We start from the raw sequence: 15258 nt of genomic DNA, 5'->3' as shown, positions 1-15258 counted from the left end.
ACTGGAGAAGCAGACTACACCCCACTCCCGCATCTGGTCTCGCCACTGGAAGTACGGTGCGCCCATAGGGATGCCTAGGCGCTTAGCTTCGCGGGTGCGAGCAATAACGCAGCCGTCGTTGTTGCTCAGCACCACGACTGGCACGGCGTCGAGCCAAGGTCGGTAGACGCGTTCACAGCTGGCGTAGAAACTGTTGCAGTCAATCAGCGCGAACATAGGCTGTGCAGGTTGTGTGTGGCCACGCCCCACACGTGCAGCGATTCGGTGACGGCCAACGCCCTGTAATCGGTGTTTTCAGGCTGCAGCCACACGCCCGCACCGGAGATCTGCAGGCGCTTGACCGTCATTCCTCCGTCCACGTACGCGACAACTACGTTGCCTGACCGCGCCTCGAGGGCGCGGTTGACCACCAGCACATCCCCATCATAGATCCCAGCGCCAATCATACTTGGCCCACTCACTCGCAAAGGTAGACGTTGGGTGCCCGCAAATCGACCAAGTCGTCGATCGATAGAGTGAGCTCCTCGTAGTCGGCGGCAGGTGATGGGAAACCCGCCGGCACCCGGCTGTCCACGTACTGAGAGAATATTTTTGCGGGGCTGAGGCGCCCCAGAATAGTGACCCGCATTGTCGTACTGCTCTGCGATAACTGTATATATATACAGATACCAGAGGAGCGCCACGTGGGTCAATTTAACTGCGATGACCGGAGGGTTCATGTGCGGACGATTCAGCCAATACCGAACAGCAATCGAGTACCTCGAGGCGCTGCGCTACGACAAGCCCATCGATAGCGGCATCGACCCAGAGCCCATCAGCCGCTACAACGTACCGCCCCGCTCCAGGGTATTGGTGTTCTTTGAGACCGCTTCTGGTCTGCGCATGGCCAAGCTCCCGTGGGGTTACCAGCCCTGGTGGGCCAAGGGCAAACGCCCGCCGGCAATTAACGCTCGCGTGGAGACGGTCTCCACCAGCAAGTTCTTTCGGGATGTCTGGCGCACCGGCCGCATGTTGGTCGGCGCTGACGGCTGGTACGAGTGGGTGAAAGACCCGGTCGATCCAAAAAAGAAGCAGGCTTACTACATCCGATTGAGATCAGGCGAGCCGATGTGGTTCGCGGCGCTGGGGCAGTTCAGGCGAGAGGACAGGATGGAAGAGCAGGAAGGCGACGGGTTCGTGATCATCACGGCTGACAGCGACCAAGGGATGCTCGACATCCACGACCGGGGGCCAGTCGTGCTGCCTCCGGATCTAGCGCGGGAATGGATCGAGCCCGGCATATCGCCTGAGCGCGCCGAGGAAATCGTGAGTAATTTGGCGCTGCCGGTGCAAGCATTCGAATGGCACGCAGTGGACCGGGCGGTCGGGAACGTGAGGAACGAAGGTGCGCACTTGATCGAGCAAATCGATGACCCTTCTTTATAGGCACAGCGGGGGTTACATAGGCCGTTTTACTACCAAAGCTTTAAGCACTGGGCGCCGCCAGCCTAATCCGTACAATGCCGTTTCGTTTTACCCGAGTAGCCCCTATGAAGCGCTTGATAGTGGCGAGCCTTGCCACGCTGGTCATCACCTCCCTCGCCCTCGCCGAACCACCGTCGACCTTCACCGCCGCAAAAGCGATCGCCAAGAACAAGGTGTTCTATGACCAGGCGTCTACCGGGCTCGGAGATCTTTACTGCGGCTGCGCATGGAAGTGGGTGGGCAAATCAGGCGGGCGAATCGACGCCGCCTCGTGCGGTTACGATACGCGGGCTCAGCAGACGCGCGCGGAGCGGATTGAATGGGAACACATCGTGCCAGCCTGGATCTTCGGCCACCAACGGCAGTGCTGGCAGAACGGTGGGAGGAAGAACTGCGTGGCGGACGACCCAGTCTTCAGGGCGATGGAGGCCGACCTTTTCAATCTTTACCCGTCCGTGGGTGAAGTGAACGGCGACCGCAGCAATTACCAGTATGGGTTGGTGGCTGGCGGCGCTGCCCTTTACGGCGCATGCACCACCAGAGTGGACTTCAAGGCACGCTCCGCCGAGCCGCGTGATGAGGTGAAGGGCCTGGTTGCCAGATCGACATTCTACATGTACGACCGCTATGGTTTAACGATGTCGCGTCAACAACAACAGCTGCTGATGGCCTGGGATCGCCAGCATCCGGTTTCGACGTGGGAACGGGAGTGGGACAGCCGCACGGCAAAAGTCATGGGGCACCACAACCCCTTCATTACTGGCGAGCGCGCTTGGACATTGGGGCACAAGCCATTGCGAGAAGGGCTTGTGAGCCTGCTTCCTACCAGGATCGCAGCGCCCTCTTCCGCTAAAGCCGTGGCCCGTGACTTGATCATTGGAAACCGGAACAGCCGGGTGTATCACCTGCCGCAGGACTGCCCGAGCTACGCCAAAGTGGCGCCTAAAAACCAGGAGTTTTTCTCCAATGAGTCCGCAGCTATCGCCGCGGATTACAGGAAGGCCGGGAACTGTCGCTAGCTCTTCTTGGATTCACTGATAGACCCCGTTCTCGATACGCTTCAGATAATCTTCGACTGCCAGAAACCCCACCGGGTTATCGATAACGTCCAGCGGCACATCGCCGTCCAGATACCTGCAGGGGCGCCCTAGCCATTCTTCAGCCAGCTTCTGAGTGCCGAACACGTGGGTCGCGTGCTCCAGCACTTTCGCGTACTGAAAAGCAATGGCACTCTGCTGCGAATTTAGGTGTGCTGGTTGCTTATTGCCCTGGCGCTGAATGGTTCTGATGGACTTACCAAAAATGCGACTCATGATCTTCTTCGTTGAATACAGATCAGATAGCGCAAGCATGTCTTTCACATCTTCCAGAGGAAAGCCTTTGACCGTGAGCCTGTAGACCATGACCGGGCTGAGCTGGTCAGTACTTTTTTGGAGAAGGTATTCCGTTGGCTTACGGGGGGCGGACGCTGCCCAGCGAGCGCAAGCGTGTGAGGAATCCATGGCGTGACCTCCGGATGCTACATATGACATGATTTTAGAGCCATTTGGCGCACCATATGGCAGGTAGGTGCTTGGATCTGGTATCGCTCTGTCCATCGTCTCAGTCAATTGCGTGCATCACCCGACGCACACTCCGAATGTTCATTTCCACCTTGCGCAGCTGAGCTGCCCGGCGTCGACGGTCGGAACACGCTCTAGCTCTCCTTGAGGAGAACGTGGCGGTAGCTCACCGTCGGCACTGGCCGCAATCGGCCCAGAGTGTGTAAAAACGCTTCGTCAAAATTGAAGTGCGCGCGTCTACGTGAAATCTGAAATTTTTCGGCACCTCAGCAGATGTGGATTTCGCCCAGATGCGCGATTTCCAGTCCGGTTTTGAGTACCTGTCGCGCTCGAAAACGTTTTTACACAGCCTCGGCCAAAAGCAGTCCTTGAGAGCGATCGACCCGAAGCAGATTGTGTCCAGGGTTCTAGAACATGATTTCCACCTGCATGTGGTGGAATTGCAAAACACTGGTCCGCTGACCCACATGGCACTCGCTAGCTTGGTAGCTTTCGCCTCCGGCTTGCTGGGGCGCCCCGCCCAGGGGCAGATGGTAGTACTGGCGATATGAGCCTGGGAGGCAACATCACTCCAGTGGAAAGCATTGCGGAGTGTCTGCAGGTGGCTTTTGATGCGGGCGGCAAGCGGGTCGCGTTGCCTATGAGCAGCGCGGTGGATCTGCCAACCATCCCCCCAGAACTGTTCACCAAGTTTCAGACGAGTTTTTACGCGGATCCCGTCGATGCGGTGATCAAGGCTTTAGGTGTGGATTGAGCTTCGAGTTTTAGATTTGTACCGAGCAACGATGACGCCCTGCTTTCCAGGCTATGAGATCTGTCCCGGGCTGAGTGGACACTGACTTAAGGTGGATGTCGTCCAAGGGCCCCTCTCCTGGGGTAAATGGTGACGGTCTGCAGGTAAATTGAAGAGGTCGCCAGGCAAGGGCTCTGTCACCGCTGGAGGTGCTGTTCGTGAAGCATTTTGTTATTTTGCCGACTGAAACGGTCGCAGACATTACCTGTGATGTGTGTTGTCAGAGTACTCGCGTTGAAGGTCATGGTTTCCAGTTTGGAACCCTTCAGGCTCATTGGGGGTATGGCTCCAAGCATGATGGCGAGCGTTATGAGGTGCATCTCTGTGAGGCCTGCTTTTTCCGAGCGCTGAGTGGTCTCCGCCGCGAGCGTATGGTCAACACCATGTTCGACGAGAATCCCGATAGGGCTGGCGATGAGTTCGGCCTTGTGCAGCGGAGCGAATTCTGGAAAGACAACTGAGCTCGGTTCAGATGGGACTATGGATACGGGTAGGAAGTGGGGCGTTAGCCTCGCAGATGTAATGCAGCAGAGAAGATCACGTGTTTACTAATTCGACTGCCGAGAGACTGACACGCTGATGTTGAGTACGTGCGATCTCCCTCCACTCGGTACTGGTGCCCAAGCTCGCTACCTTGTGCATCACGAATTGAAAGGATCTCCAGTAACGGCTCCATCAACCAGCGACCCACCTCGTTCATATGCCCGGGACTCACAAGATACGCCTGCTCCAGCCAGGCGTGCTCGGTCTGCGCAGCTATGACCTGTTCCAGCAATGGAACCGACGGAACCATTAGCATGCTTCGAAAGGCCGCGTTTCCATCGTCCTCAACGATCTGCAGGTAGAACCAGGGCCAGGTCATCTCTAGCTCGACATATGACCAGAACTGCACGCCATCTGGCGCTGTGGAGAGCCCAGGAAGCAGTTCCGCATTCCGACTAGTTTTGAACACGCGCCAATCTCCTAATGATAATTGTACTTGATTGATGAACAATATATTTTGTAGTCATATATTGTTCAATCGCGCTTCATCGTTCCATTTTGCGGAGCAGCAAAATGGAAGTCCGGGATTCGTTCGGGAAAGCGTTGAGGCTCGTGCGGCAGCGTAGGGGGCTGGCACAGGAAGATTTCTCGCTCGTTAGCAGTCGTACCTTCGTCAGCATGCTGGAGCGCGGGGCAACGAGCCCGACTCTCGAAAAGCTCGATAGCCTCTGCACGGTGCTCGACACTCACCCTGTCACCCTCTTGGCCCTGACCTACTTGCTTGGATCCGAAGCTCCTGAAAGTTTTGAGCAGCTCCTGGAGAAGGTTGGTGAGGAGTTGAGAGCTCTAGTCGAACCTGACTGATTACTCAGCGAGGCTGTGTGAGGGGCCGGTTCCGTGGCCGCACAGTGAGTGTTGATCTTGCTGTCCCTCTGTCCCCCTGTGGCTGGCCTGGAGGTCCTGTTTTTGGCAGGGCTTATAGTTTTTGTGGGCGTCAGAAAATATGTGGATTCTGACTTTTTGGGGCTCATATGTCCGTCGCGCAAGCTATTTTAAATCGAGTCAAGCACATGCCAAAGGGGAGGCCATTTGCCGGCGCGGTGTTCGCGCAGGTCGGTTCCCGTGCGTCGATTAATAAAGCGCTTTCTAGGCTGGTGCAATCAGGCACGCTGGAGCGAGTCGCTCGCGGTGTCTACATGCGCCCCAAAATGAGCAAGTACACCGGCAGGGTGGTGCGCCCGAGTCCGCTGGCTGTCGTGGAGGTCATCACGAAGGCGAACGGCGAGACGATCCAGATACACGGCGCGGAGGCTGTTCGGAGGTTGGGCCTCAGCACACAGATGCAGGTGTTGCCGACCTTTTACACCAGCGGATCTACTCGCGAGATCAAGGTTGGCAATGCGGTGGTTCGCCTCCGCCACGTATCCAAGGACCGCTTGCAGCACGCCGGCACGACGGTAGGTGTGGCGCTTACTGCTCTCTACTACATCGGGAAAGAAGGGCTGTCCGCTAATGTGGTTTCCAAGATTGTTAGTGCGCTGAGCGGCGAAGAGCTGATGAAGCTCCGGGCCTGCAAGATGCCGGAGTGGATGCGGTCGGCATTGCGCTTTGCTGCCAAGGAGATTGAGTAGTGCGCAATAGCACCTACCCGACTCCACCTACTGGCAGCTACCAAAGCCTGAGGCGAGACGTGGCTGGCTTTTCTGACAAGACAATGTGACTTACTGCGCATTTAGCAAAACATGAAATTCGTCGAAGATCACCAGGCCGACACCGTCCAGCGCCGGATCATCCTGCAGCCGCCGGGTAAGGATGCCCTCGGTGACCACTTCGATGCGGGTGCGCGGCCCTACCCGGCTTTCCAGGCGGATGCGATAGCCCACCGTCTCGCCGACGCCTTCACCCAGCTCCGCGGCCAGACGCTCGGCTGCGGCGCGGGCCGCCAGCCGTCGGGGTTCGAGCAGCAGGATGCGCTGACCGGCCAGCCAGGGTTCGTCCAGCAGCGCCAGGGGCACCCGGGTGGTCTTGCCGGCGCCGGGCGGCGCTTCCAGCACACAGTCATCACGGCGGGCGAGGGCCTGGCGCAGGTCGGGCAGGACAACATCGATGGGCAAGGGCGTCATGGGGCTCGGCCGGTGGTCTCAACGGGGCGGGCAGTATAAAGCGTCTCGCCCGCCGTGATTCCGGCCGCTATAGTGGCGTCCTCATCCAACCGGAGGTTGTCTATGTCGATGCGTACCCGCGCGGTGTGTGGCGTCCTCGCCGCCGCCCTGTTCACCCAGCTGACCGCTTGCGGTTCGCTGTTCTATCCCGAGCGCCGCGGCCAGATCACCGGCAGTGGCCGGATCGATCCGGGCATCGTCGCCCTCGATGCCATCGGCCTGCTGTTCTACATCATTCCCGGCCTGATCGCCTTTGGCGTGGACTTCGCCACCGGCGCCATCTACCTGCCCGACAACAAGCGCGCCGAGGTCGATCCCAGCGAGCTGAACAAGGCGGTGAATCCGGACGGCAGCGTCGATCGCGCGCGCCTCAAGGCCATCATCCAGCAGGCCACCGGTCACAACCTGCCGCTGGACGATCCGCGCCTGCTGCAGCGCAGCGGCAGCAACGAGCAGCTCGCCAGCCTGGGTCTCGCGCCGCGCGCCTGATGAGCGACCCGCACCGCACCGAGCGGCTCCTGCGTCGCGCCACCGCCGCCTCGGTAGCGGTGGCTACGACGCTGATCCTGGCCAAGGCCGTGGCCTGGTGGTTCAGCGGCTCGGTCAGTCTGCTCGCCGGCCTGACCGATTCGCTGCTCGATGGCCTGGCCTCGGTGTTCAACCTGCTGGCAGTGCACTACGCCCTCAAGCCCGCGGACGACGACCACCGCTACGGTCATGGCAAGGCCGAATCCCTGGCCGGCATCGCCCAGGCGGTGTTCATCGGCGTCAGCGCCGTACTCATCGCCTGGCAGGCCATCGGTCGCCTGCAGCAACCCGAGCCCCTTGGCGCCCATGCCCTGGGTATCGTCGTCACCCTGTTTTCCCTGGTCCTGACCGCCGTGCTGGTGGCCTACCAGCAACACGTCATCCGTCTCACCGATTCCACGGTGGTCCGCGCCGACGCTCTGCACTATCGCTCCGACCTGCTGCTCAACGTCGGCATCCTGATCGCCCTGACGCTGACCGGCTTCGGCTGGTACTGGCTGGATCCGCTGTTCGGCCTGGCCATCGCCCTCTACATCCTCTGGAGCGCCTATGGCATCGCCCGTGACTCCTTCGGCGTGCTGATGGACCAGGAACTGCCCGCCGACATCAGCGAGCACATGCTGCAGCTGGCCTGCCAGGTACCCGGCGTGATTGGTGCCCATGACCTGCGTACCCGTCTCTCCGGCAATCACTGGTTCGTGCAACTGCACCTGGAGCTGCCGGGGCAGATGAGCCTGTCCCGCGCTCATGTGCTGTGCGACGAGGTGGAAGCGGCCATCCGCGCCGAGTATCCCCAGGCCGAGGTGCTGGTCCACGCCGATCCGCTGGATGCGCCCGACGTGCCCCATCGTCATCCGCTGCCGCCCGCCACCTGAGCGGAACCCGGCACCGTTGCGCTCCCTCGAATCTGCATAGCCTGATTTGAGAGCGTCCCAGACGGCGCCGGAGTTCACCATGAAAACCCTGCACCCGGTCGCGCGCCTCGCCGACCTGCGCGAAGACCGTGGCACCGCGGTCAAGATCGAAGACATCGAAATCCTGCTACTGCGCGTCGGCGACCAGGTGCGGGCCTTCCAGACCCACTGCCCCCATGCCGGCGCCCCGCTGGCCGAGGGCGCCGTCTGCCAGGGGCGGCTGGTCTGTCCCTGGCACAAGGCGAGCTTTGCCGTCGACGATGGCAGCCTGTGCGAACCGCCGGCGCTGGATGCGCTGCAGCGCTATCCGGTCGAGGTGCGTGAGGGCGAGGTGCTGGTGGGCAGCGAGCCACTGCCGGTACAGGCGGCCGAAACTCAACGCGACGAGCGCCTGTTCGTCGTCGTGGGCGCGGGCGCCGCAGGCACGGCCGCCGCCGCTGCCCTGCGTGAGTTCGGTTACGGCGGGCGCCTCTTGTTGATCGGCCACGAACCGGGGGAGCCCTATGATCGGACCGCCCTGTCCAAATTCGTCCTCCAGGGCGACAAGGCCCCCGACGAAGCGCCGCCGCTGCGCGAGGCCGACTTCTTCCGCCAGCAGCGCATCGAACGCCTGCACGCCGAGGTAATCCGCCTGGATCCCCAGACCCGCCAGCTGGAACTCGCCAACGGACAGACCCTGACCTACGACGGCTGTGTGCTCGCCACCGGTGGTGAACCCAGGCCGCTTGACGTTCCCGGCGCCGACCTCAAGGGCATCCAACTGTTGCGGACCCGCGCTGACGCGGCCGCCATCCTGGCCGACTTGCCCGCCGAGGGCCGCGCGGTGATCGTCGGTGCCAGCTTCATCGGCCTGGAAGCCGCCTCCGCCTTGCGCAAGCAGGGCCTGGCGGTGGACGTGGTCTCCCCCGCCTCCCTACCCTTCGTCAAGCAGATGGGCGAGACCCTGGGCCAGCACTTCAAGACCCTGCACGAGGCCAATGGCATCATCTTCCACGCGCCCAGCGAGGTGATCGGCTTCGAAGGCGAGGGTCAGGTCCGCCAGGTCAGGCTCAAGGACGGTACCCGCCTACCCGCCGACCTAGTACTGGTGGGTACCGGTATCGCCCCGGCGACTGCCTTCCTCGTCAACCTGCCCCTGGCTGACGACGGCAGCGTCCCGGTCGACGGCCAGCTCAGGGCCGCCGAGGGTCTCTACGCCGTCGGCGATCTGGCCACCTTCCCCTATGCCGGTCAGCCGACCCGGATCGAGCACTGGCGCTTGGCCCAGCAACACGGCCGCCTGGCGGCACGCAACCTGCTCGGCCACGCCGAAACTTACGCGGACGTGCCGTTCTTCTGGACCCTGCATCACGGCAAGCGTTACGAGTACCTCGGCCATCCGCGCCAGTGGGATGACATGCACCTCGACGGCAGCCTGGGTGATCAGACCTTCGTCGCCCTGTTGCTGGCCGAGGATCTGGTAGTGGGTGTAGTCGCCTGCCAACGAGAGCGTGCCACCGCGGTGCTGAGCCAGCTCATGCGGCAGCCTCTGCCGCGGGCTCGCGCCTTGGAGATTCTGGCCGGGTCTTGATCCAACCAGGACGCGCTCGGGTGACCGGGCACGTCCTCATTGGACGGATAGCCAGCTTTTGGGCGCTCAGTTCTTGCCATTGAACATGTCGGCGAACATCTGCTTGTGGGCGGCGTAGTAATCGGCCACGACCTTGTCGGCGGAGCTTTCCCGGGCCTGCAGCATCAGCTGCTGCAGGTCGCCGTCCGGCAGGTGGTAATGGGCGAAGAAGGTGGCGATCTTCGGATACTCGGCCGGAAAGTCCTTGCGTGCGATGGCGTGAATCTGTTCCGCCGTACCGAAGACGCCCTTGGGATCGTCGAGATAGCGCAGCTTCCACTTGGAAAACATCCAGTGCGGACTCCAGGCATTGATCACCGACCACTTGCCGCGTTTCAGATTGCGATCCATCTCGGTGAGCATGCCGACTTCGGACGACGCGACGATCTTGTAGCCCTTGAGCTGGTAGACGTCGAAGGCCTTCTCGGTGAGCTTGTACTGGCCATTGCCGACTTCCGAGGAAAGGATCTTGCCATCGAGCTTGGCCCGCACCTCAGGCTTCTTCAGATCCTCGACGCTGGAGAGTTCGCTCTTGGGAATGGAGTCCGGCACCGCCATGCCCAGCTTGCCCTCGTAGAGCACGCCCAGGTCGGTGAGCCTGTCCTTGTGCTTGTCGACGAACACCGCATGGGTGGTGGGCAGCCAGACCATGGGAATGAGATCGATGCTGCCATTGGCCATGGCCTGGAACTGGATGCCGATGTCGGCCTGCACCATCTTCACCGGCAGCTTGAGTTGGTCTTCGATGGCAATCTGGGCGAGCTTCGCGGTGATTTCCGCGTCCGACCAGTTGACCCAGCCGATGCGGACCGGCCCCTGGGCAGCGTGAATGCCCTGGCTGGCGATCGTCAGGCCCAACACGGCGACCAGACCCAGGACCTTGCGCTTCATGTTCTGTACGACATTCATCAGCTCTATCTCCGGCGTTTGTAGTGTTGTTGTTGCTGGCAGTCTCAAGTCGAAGAACGCATTGTTGTTAGGGTTGAAGGGCCTGTGCCTGCACGGCCGCGCCGCTGCAGGGAGGGCTTGCTACAGCGCCTGCTCGAGGGCCGGCAGGGCTTCGAACAGATCGGCTACCAGGGTGTAGTCGGCGACCTGGGTGATGGGCGCCTCGCCATCCTGGTTGATGGCGACGATGACCTTGGAGCCGCTCATGCCCGCCAGATGCTGGATGGCGCCACTGATGCCCACGGCCAGATAGAGGTCGGGCGCGACATGCTTGCCGGTCTGGCCCACCTGCAGATCGTTACCCGCAAAGCCGGCATCCACCGCGGCACGGGAGGCTCCGACAGCGCCGCCTAGTCGATCGGCGACCCGCTCGACCAGGGCGAAATTCTCCCGACTGCCCAGGCCACGCCCACCGGACACCACTACGCGCGCACTGCCCAACTCGGGCCGTGCGCTGGTGCTTAGCACCTCGCTGACGAGACGACTCGCGGCCGGTGCCAGCGCCTCCTCGATCCGCACGATCGGGCAAGACGTCGCGCATCGCTCAGCCTCGGCGAAAGCGGACGCGCGCACGGTCAGGACTCGCACCTCATCGAGGGATTCGACGCAGGCGATGGCATTGCCGGCATAGATCGGTCGGCGGAACACCGTCGGGCTGTCGATGGCGATGACCTCGGCGATCATCCCGACATCCAGCAAGGCAGCCACGCGCGGCAGGACGCTGCGACCCTGGGTGCTCGCCTCGGCCAGCACATGCCCAGGACGGCGTCCCGCCAGCCTGGCGATCAGCTCGGCCTGGACTTCGGGCGCACACGACTCGGCGGTCTCGGCCACCAGCACCCGCTCTACCCCGGCGAAGGCTGCAGCCTGCTCTGCTGCGGCGCAAACGCCCGGCCCGATCAGCAGTAGCTCGATCGGTTGCGTCAGCTCCCTGGCCGCCATGATGACGTTTGCCGTGGCGGCCTTGAGCTGGCCAAGGTGATGTTCGGCGACGATCAGACTGGACATCAGAGCACTCCTGCACGCTGTTTGAGGTGGCTTACCAGCTCGTCGACGGACTGGACCCGGATGCCCGCCGTCCGCTGGATCGGGGGCTGCACGCCCAGTAGGCGGGTATGCGTTCTGGTCGCGACGCCCAGGGTCGTACCGTCAAGCACCTCCAGGGGCTTTTTCTTGGCCTTCATGATCGCCGGCAGCGAGGCATAGCGGGCCTCGTTGAGCCGCAGATCGCAGGTGACGACGGCGGGCGAACGCAGCGCGACGGTCTGGCGCCCGCCATCGATCTCGCGCTCGACGATCCACTCGCCCGCCGCATGGCTCAGGGCCGAGGCGCAGGTGGCCTGGGGCAGACCGACGAGCTGCGCCAGCATCTGGCCCGTCTGGCTGTTCTCCTGGTCGATGGCCTGCTTGCCGAACAGCACAAGGTCTGGGCGCTCGCGCTCGACCACCCGGGCCAGCGCCTTGGCCACGTTGAGCGGTTCCAGGGGGCCTGGCAGCTCCACCAGCAGCGCTCGGTCGGCCCCCAGGGCCAAGGCCGTGCGCAACTGCTCCTGCGCCGCACTGCTGCCGACCGTCACCACCACGACCTCCTGGGCGACGCCCCTTTCCTTCAGGCGGACGGCCTCCTCCACGGCGATTTCGCAAAAGGGATTCAGTGCCATCTTGATGCCGGTCAGTTCGACGTCGGAACCGTCGGCCTTTACGCGAACCTTGATGTTCGGATCGATAGCGCGCTTCACCGCAACGAGCACTTTCATCGTCTCTCCTGGGGCTATTGAGGCCATGACAACCACCGGCAATGGCCCAATCCTAGCCAGAGCCCATCACCTTCGGCAAGAGAAATGTACACGACAGATTTATTTGTTGACACACCTGTACATTGAATCCAGATTGAGCGAAAACACGCCTGATGTCGTTCGCCCGGAGAGCCCGAGATGTCCACCGATCCGCTCCTGCAGCCGTACCAGCTCAAGCACCTGACCCTGCGCAATCGCATCATCACCACTTCCCATGAGCCGGCTTATCCCGAGGACGGCATGCCCAAGGCGCTGTACCGGGCCTACCATGTCGAACGTGCCAAGGCCGGGGTCGCCCTGACCATGACGGCCGGTTCGGCGGCCGTCTCCCGCGACAGCCCGCCGGTGTTCAACAACGTGCTGGCCTGGAAGGACGAGGTAGTGGGCTGGCTGCGGGACCTGACGGACGAATGCCACGAGCATGGCGCCGCGGTGATGATCCAGCTCACCCACCTGGGCCGGCGCACCCGCTGGGACAAGGCCGACTGGCTGCCGGTGGTCTCGCCCTCCCATGAGCGCGAACCCGCGCACCGGGCCTTTCCCAAGCAGATCGAAGACTGGGATATCGAGCGCATCGTCAAGGACTACGTCGACGCCGCCGAGCGCATGAAGTACGCCGGCCTCGACGGTCTGGAGCTGCAGGCCTACGGCCATCTGATGGACCAGTTCTGGTCGCCGCTGACCAACACCCTGGACGGCCCCTATGGCGGCTCGCTGGAAAACCGCATGCGCTTCACCTTCGAGATCCTGCGCGGCATTCGCCAGCGTTGCGGCGAGGACTTCCTGGTGGGGATTCGCTACACCGGCGACGAGACGTTGCCAGGCGGCATCGATGCCAACGAAGGCATGACCATCTCCCAGTTGCTCAAGGACAGTGGCCTGGTGGACTTCCTCAACGTGATCCGCGGCCATATCGAGACCGATGCGGGCCTTACCGATGTGATCCCGATCCAGGGCATGCGCAACTCGCCGCACCTGGATTTCGCCGGCGAGATCCGCTCGGCCACCGGCTTCCCGACCTTCCATGCGGCGAAGATTCCCGATGTCGCCACCGCGCGCCACGCCATCGCTTCCGGCAAGGTCGACATGATTGGCATGACCCGGGCGCACATGACCGATCCGCACATCGTGCGCAAGATCATCGAGAAGCGCGAAGAAGAGATCCGCCCCTGCGTTGGCGCCAACTACTGCCTGGATCGCATCTACCAGGGCGGTGCGGCCTATTGCATCCACAATGCCGCCACCGGCCGCGAGACCACCATGCCCCACGATATCCCCAGGGCGGCGGTGCCGCGCAAGGTGGTGATCATCGGCACCGGTCCGGCGGGGCTGGAAGCCGCCCGGGTAGCCGGCGAACGCGGGCACCGCGTCAAGGTGTTCGAAGCGGCCCATCGACCGGGTGGCCAGATCCGCCTGACCGCCCAGAACGAAAGACGGCGCGAGATGCTCAGCATCATCGACTGGCGCATGGCCCAGTGCGAACGCCTGGGCGTGGAGTTCGCCTTTAACACCTGGGCCGAAGCCGATACGGTGCTGGCCGAAGAACCCGACGTGGTGATCGTCGCCACCGGCGGCCTGCCCCACACCGAGATCCTCAGCCAGGGCAACGACCTCACCGTCTCGACCTGGGACATCATCTCCGGCGACGTCAAACCCGGGCGCCAAGTGCTGATCTTCGACGACGCCGGCGACCATGCCGCCCTGCAGGCCGCGGAAGTCATCGCCAAGAGCGGCGCCGGCGTGGAGATCGTCACCCCCGACCGGGCCTTTTCCGCCGAAGTCATGGCGATGAACCTGGTGCCCTACATGAGGACGCTGCAGGACCTCGACGTGACCTTCACGGTGACCTACCGCGTCGACCGGGTCGAGCGGCGCGATGGCAGGCTGGTCGCTACCTTCAAGAGCGACTACGGTCCCGTCCACAAGGAACGCATAGTCGATCAGGTGGTGGTGAACCACGGGACGGTGCCGCTGGACGATCTCTATTTCGAACTAAGGCCGCAGTCGAAGAACGATGGCGCCGTGGAGCACCAGGACCTGATCGCCGGCAAGCCGCAGAACATCGTCACCAACCCGGCCGGGCGTTTCCAGCTGTTCCGCATCGGCGATGCCGTGGCCGCGCGCAATACCCATGCGGCGGTCTACGATGCGCTGCGACTGATGAAGGACCTGTAGTGCCGCTGCACGCCTTTCCCCGCCTCCGGATCGGGGGCCAGGGCGTGAGGACCGCCGCCCTAGTATTCGTCGGTTGTCGGCGCCTGCCGGAAGGTCTCGCTGAGCGGTACGAAGACTCCAGGCTCGGTCTCAGCATAGCCGAACTTGCCGAAGAAGCGGTCGAGCTCGCGTTGGGCAGGCCGCTCGCCGGTAAAGATGCTGGTGTAGTGCGGAATACGCCGGAAGCGCTCGGTCAGTCCCTCGTCGGTCTTCATGGAGATATAGCCAATCTGCGTCAGGTACAGCGTGCGCGCCCGGGTGTCGGCCGCATCGGCGTCGTAGCCGAAGCGCCGGAACATGGTGGACAGCGCCGCCATGCGCGTGCGGTCGGCAGCGGCGATGGCCGCTGCCACCTCTTCGGACTGCAACGCCCAGCTGCGTACCGCGAACTCGAACTGGGAGTCGAACAGCGTGTTGTCCAACCAGCATTCGAAGACGTTGAGGATCGCCTCGGCGATGCTCTCCGCGTAGCTTTCGCACTGCCGGATCAGGTTGCCGGTATTCTTGTCGCGCCAGCGCTCGAGCAGTGCCGCCAGCAATTGCTCCCGATCCTCGAAAAACCAGTAGAAACTGGTTCGTGACAGCTTCAGCCGTTTGGCGAGCGGCATCACCTTGACCCCGTCGATGCCGGACTCCTTCAAGGCCTCGTAGGCCGCCTCCAGCCAGCCATCGGCCGAACCCCGCCAGCCACTGTCCGCGTCCTTGTCCCGCGCCTTGCTCTGTCGCGCCATCGACCTCTCATCCCGTGCAATACTGTCCGGCAACTGTACAGCACCGCGCTTTTT

General features: G+C 62.5%; 16 protein-coding genes and 3 pseudogenes. 10 read left to right on the top strand and 9 right to left on the bottom strand.

Going from position 1 to position 15258, the window contains the following annotated elements:
• Positions 1–216, bottom strand: a pseudogene (locus tag C722_RS25625) (DNA polymerase V subunit UmuC); the annotation flags it as partial.
• Entirely contained in the window at positions 204–446 is a 243-nt protein-coding gene (locus C722_RS26610; protein ID WP_017639157.1) for a LexA family transcriptional regulator, read from the bottom strand. The gene C722_RS26610 and the pseudogene C722_RS25625, both read right to left, overlap by 13 nt.
• A gap of 271 nt (positions 447–717) precedes the next feature.
• On the opposite strand from C722_RS26610, the gene C722_RS0103420 reads away from it, so the two are divergent.
• Together C722_RS0103420 and C722_RS0103415 are read left to right on the top strand one after the other, a co-directional pair.
• The gene (locus C722_RS0103420; RefSeq protein WP_026083620.1) at positions 718–1425 is read left to right on the top strand and encodes an SOS response-associated peptidase family protein; all 708 of its coding nucleotides are present in this window, start codon (positions 718–720) and stop codon (positions 1423–1425) included.
• A 104-nt stretch (positions 1426–1529) separates the two neighbouring features.
• Positions 1530–2483, top strand: a complete 954-nt coding sequence (locus tag C722_RS0103415; protein WP_017639154.1) for an endonuclease — start codon at positions 1530–1532, stop codon at positions 2481–2483.
• 12 nt (positions 2484–2495) lie between these two features.
• Here the strand turns inward: C722_RS0103415 and C722_RS0103410 are convergent, their stop codons facing one another.
• Positions 2496–2966: an antitoxin Xre/MbcA/ParS toxin-binding domain-containing protein gene (locus C722_RS0103410; RefSeq protein ID WP_017639153.1), complete on the bottom strand. Its 471-nt coding sequence runs from the start codon at positions 2964–2966 to the stop codon at positions 2496–2498.
• A 458-nt stretch (positions 2967–3424) separates the two neighbouring features.
• Between C722_RS0103410 and C722_RS26900 the strand changes: the two are divergent.
• Positions 3425–3780 (top strand): annotated as a pseudogene (locus C722_RS26900) (S16 family serine protease); the annotation flags it as partial.
• Positions 3781–3971: 191 nt separating this feature from the next.
• On the top strand, positions 3972–4280 hold the full coding sequence (locus tag C722_RS0103395; protein WP_026083617.1) for a hypothetical protein: 309 nt from the start codon (positions 3972–3974) through the stop codon (positions 4278–4280).
• A gap of 44 nt (positions 4281–4324) precedes the next feature.
• Here C722_RS0103395 and C722_RS0103390 read toward each other — a convergent pair whose 3' ends face one another.
• On the bottom strand, positions 4325–4771 hold the full coding sequence (locus tag C722_RS0103390; RefSeq protein WP_003292632.1) for a hypothetical protein: 447 nt from the start codon (positions 4769–4771) through the stop codon (positions 4325–4327).
• Positions 4772–4875: 104 nt separating this feature from the next.
• Here C722_RS0103390 and C722_RS0103385 point away from each other — a divergent pair, with 104 nt between their 5' ends.
• A complete protein-coding gene (locus C722_RS0103385; protein WP_003292631.1) occupies positions 4876–5166 on the top strand; it encodes a helix-turn-helix domain-containing protein in 291 nt (96 codons plus the stop codon).
• Between the two features lie 167 nt (positions 5167–5333).
• On the top strand, positions 5334–5933 hold the full coding sequence (locus C722_RS0103380) for a DUF6088 family protein (protein ID WP_015275564.1): 600 nt from the start codon (positions 5334–5336) through the stop codon (positions 5931–5933).
• A gap of 111 nt (positions 5934–6044) precedes the next feature.
• Here the strand turns inward: C722_RS0103380 and C722_RS24560 are convergent.
• Positions 6045–6425 (bottom strand): annotated as a pseudogene (locus tag C722_RS24560) (DEAD/DEAH box helicase); the annotation flags it as partial.
• Positions 6426–6527: 102 nt separating this feature from the next.
• Between C722_RS24560 and C722_RS0103370 the strand changes: the two are divergent.
• The 3 genes from C722_RS0103370 to C722_RS0103360 all read left to right on the top strand — a co-directional run bounded on the left by C722_RS0103370 (position 6528) and on the right by C722_RS0103360 (position 9476).
• A complete protein-coding gene (locus C722_RS0103370) occupies positions 6528–6953 on the top strand; it encodes a hypothetical protein (RefSeq protein ID WP_017639149.1) in 426 nt (141 codons plus the stop codon).
• Positions 6953–7867, top strand: coding sequence for a cation diffusion facilitator family transporter (locus tag C722_RS0103365; protein ID WP_017639148.1), 915 nt, complete (start codon positions 6953–6955; stop codon positions 7865–7867). Before C722_RS0103370 ends, C722_RS0103365 begins: the two co-directional genes overlap by 1 nt.
• 79 nt (positions 7868–7946) lie before the next feature.
• Entirely contained in the window at positions 7947–9476 is a 1530-nt protein-coding gene (locus C722_RS0103360) for an apoptosis inducing factor family protein (protein ID WP_017639147.1), read from the top strand.
• A 66-nt stretch (positions 9477–9542) separates the two neighbouring features.
• On the opposite strand, the gene C722_RS0103355 is transcribed toward C722_RS0103360, so the two are convergent.
• The 3 genes from C722_RS0103355 to C722_RS0103345 all read right to left on the bottom strand — a co-directional run bounded on the left by C722_RS0103355 (position 9543) and on the right by C722_RS0103345 (position 12220).
• Positions 9543–10424, bottom strand: a complete 882-nt coding sequence (locus C722_RS0103355; protein WP_017639146.1) for a glycine betaine ABC transporter substrate-binding protein — start codon at positions 10422–10424, stop codon at positions 9543–9545.
• A gap of 120 nt (positions 10425–10544) precedes the next feature.
• Positions 10545–11471 (bottom strand): electron transfer flavoprotein subunit alpha/FixB family protein, encoded by a 927-nt coding sequence (locus C722_RS0103350; protein ID WP_017639145.1) that lies wholly within the window; start codon positions 11469–11471, stop codon positions 10545–10547.
• Positions 11471–12220, bottom strand: a complete 750-nt coding sequence (locus C722_RS0103345) for an electron transfer flavoprotein subunit beta/FixA family protein (RefSeq protein ID WP_017639144.1) — start codon at positions 12218–12220, stop codon at positions 11471–11473. Before C722_RS0103345 ends, C722_RS0103350 begins: the two co-directional genes overlap by 1 nt.
• Before the next feature lie 177 nt (positions 12221–12397).
• On the opposite strand from C722_RS0103345, the gene C722_RS0103340 reads away from it, so the two are divergent.
• Positions 12398–14434 (top strand): NADH:flavin oxidoreductase, encoded by a 2037-nt coding sequence (locus tag C722_RS0103340; protein ID WP_017639143.1) that lies wholly within the window; start codon positions 12398–12400, stop codon positions 14432–14434.
• Between the two features lie 59 nt (positions 14435–14493).
• Here C722_RS0103340 and C722_RS0103335 read toward each other — a convergent pair whose 3' ends face one another.
• Complete coding sequence (locus tag C722_RS0103335; RefSeq protein ID WP_017639142.1) at positions 14494–15204, bottom strand: TetR/AcrR family transcriptional regulator; 711 nt, start codon at positions 15202–15204, stop codon at positions 14494–14496.
• Positions 15205–15258 lie beyond the last annotated feature (54 nt).

It is taken from the genome of Pseudomonas sp. 313 (assembly GCF_000316965.1).
GTDB classification, from domain to species: Bacteria; Pseudomonadota; Gammaproteobacteria; order Pseudomonadales; family Pseudomonadaceae; genus Chryseomonas; species Chryseomonas benzopyrenica.
The sequence above is the reverse complement of the archived record's forward strand: the minus strand, read 5'-3'. Positions and strand labels throughout refer to the sequence as shown.

What these genes read in the sequence shown, in the direction of transcription:
- C722_RS0103340 (WP_017639143.1), top strand. Translation starts at nt 12,398, where the DNA reads ATGTCCACCGATCCGCTCCTGCAGCCGTACCAGCTCAAGCACCTGACC.
- C722_RS0103415 (WP_017639154.1), top strand. Translation starts at nt 1,530, where the DNA reads ATGAAGCGCTTGATAGTGGCGAGCCTTGCCACGCTGGTCATCACCTCC.
- C722_RS0103350 (WP_017639145.1), bottom strand. Translation starts at nt 11,471, where the DNA reads ATGTCCAGTCTGATCGTCGCCGAACATCACCTTGGCCAGCTCAAGGCC.
- C722_RS0103355 (WP_017639146.1), bottom strand. Translation starts at nt 10,424, where the DNA reads ATGAATGTCGTACAGAACATGAAGCGCAAGGTCCTGGGTCTGGTCGCC.
- C722_RS0103335 (WP_017639142.1), bottom strand. Translation starts at nt 15,204, where the DNA reads ATGGCGCGACAGAGCAAGGCGCGGGACAAGGACGCGGACAGTGGCTGG.
- C722_RS0103360 (WP_017639147.1), top strand. Translation starts at nt 7,947, where the DNA reads ATGAAAACCCTGCACCCGGTCGCGCGCCTCGCCGACCTGCGCGAAGAC.
- C722_RS0103420 (WP_026083620.1), top strand. Translation starts at nt 718, where the DNA reads ATGTGCGGACGATTCAGCCAATACCGAACAGCAATCGAGTACCTCGAG.
- C722_RS0103345 (WP_017639144.1), bottom strand. Translation starts at nt 12,220, where the DNA reads ATGAAAGTGCTCGTTGCGGTGAAGCGCGCTATCGATCCGAACATCAAG.
- C722_RS0103365 (WP_017639148.1), top strand. Translation starts at nt 6,953, where the DNA reads ATGAGCGACCCGCACCGCACCGAGCGGCTCCTGCGTCGCGCCACCGCC.
- C722_RS26610 (WP_017639157.1), bottom strand. Translation starts at nt 446, where the DNA reads ATGATTGGCGCTGGGATCTATGATGGGGATGTGCTGGTGGTCAACCGC.
- C722_RS0103410 (WP_017639153.1), bottom strand. Translation starts at nt 2,966, where the DNA reads ATGGATTCCTCACACGCTTGCGCTCGCTGGGCAGCGTCCGCCCCCCGT.
- C722_RS0103370 (WP_017639149.1), top strand. Translation starts at nt 6,528, where the DNA reads ATGTCGATGCGTACCCGCGCGGTGTGTGGCGTCCTCGCCGCCGCCCTG.
- C722_RS0103385 (WP_003292631.1), top strand. Translation starts at nt 4,876, where the DNA reads ATGGAAGTCCGGGATTCGTTCGGGAAAGCGTTGAGGCTCGTGCGGCAG.
- C722_RS0103380 (WP_015275564.1), top strand. Translation starts at nt 5,334, where the DNA reads ATGTCCGTCGCGCAAGCTATTTTAAATCGAGTCAAGCACATGCCAAAG.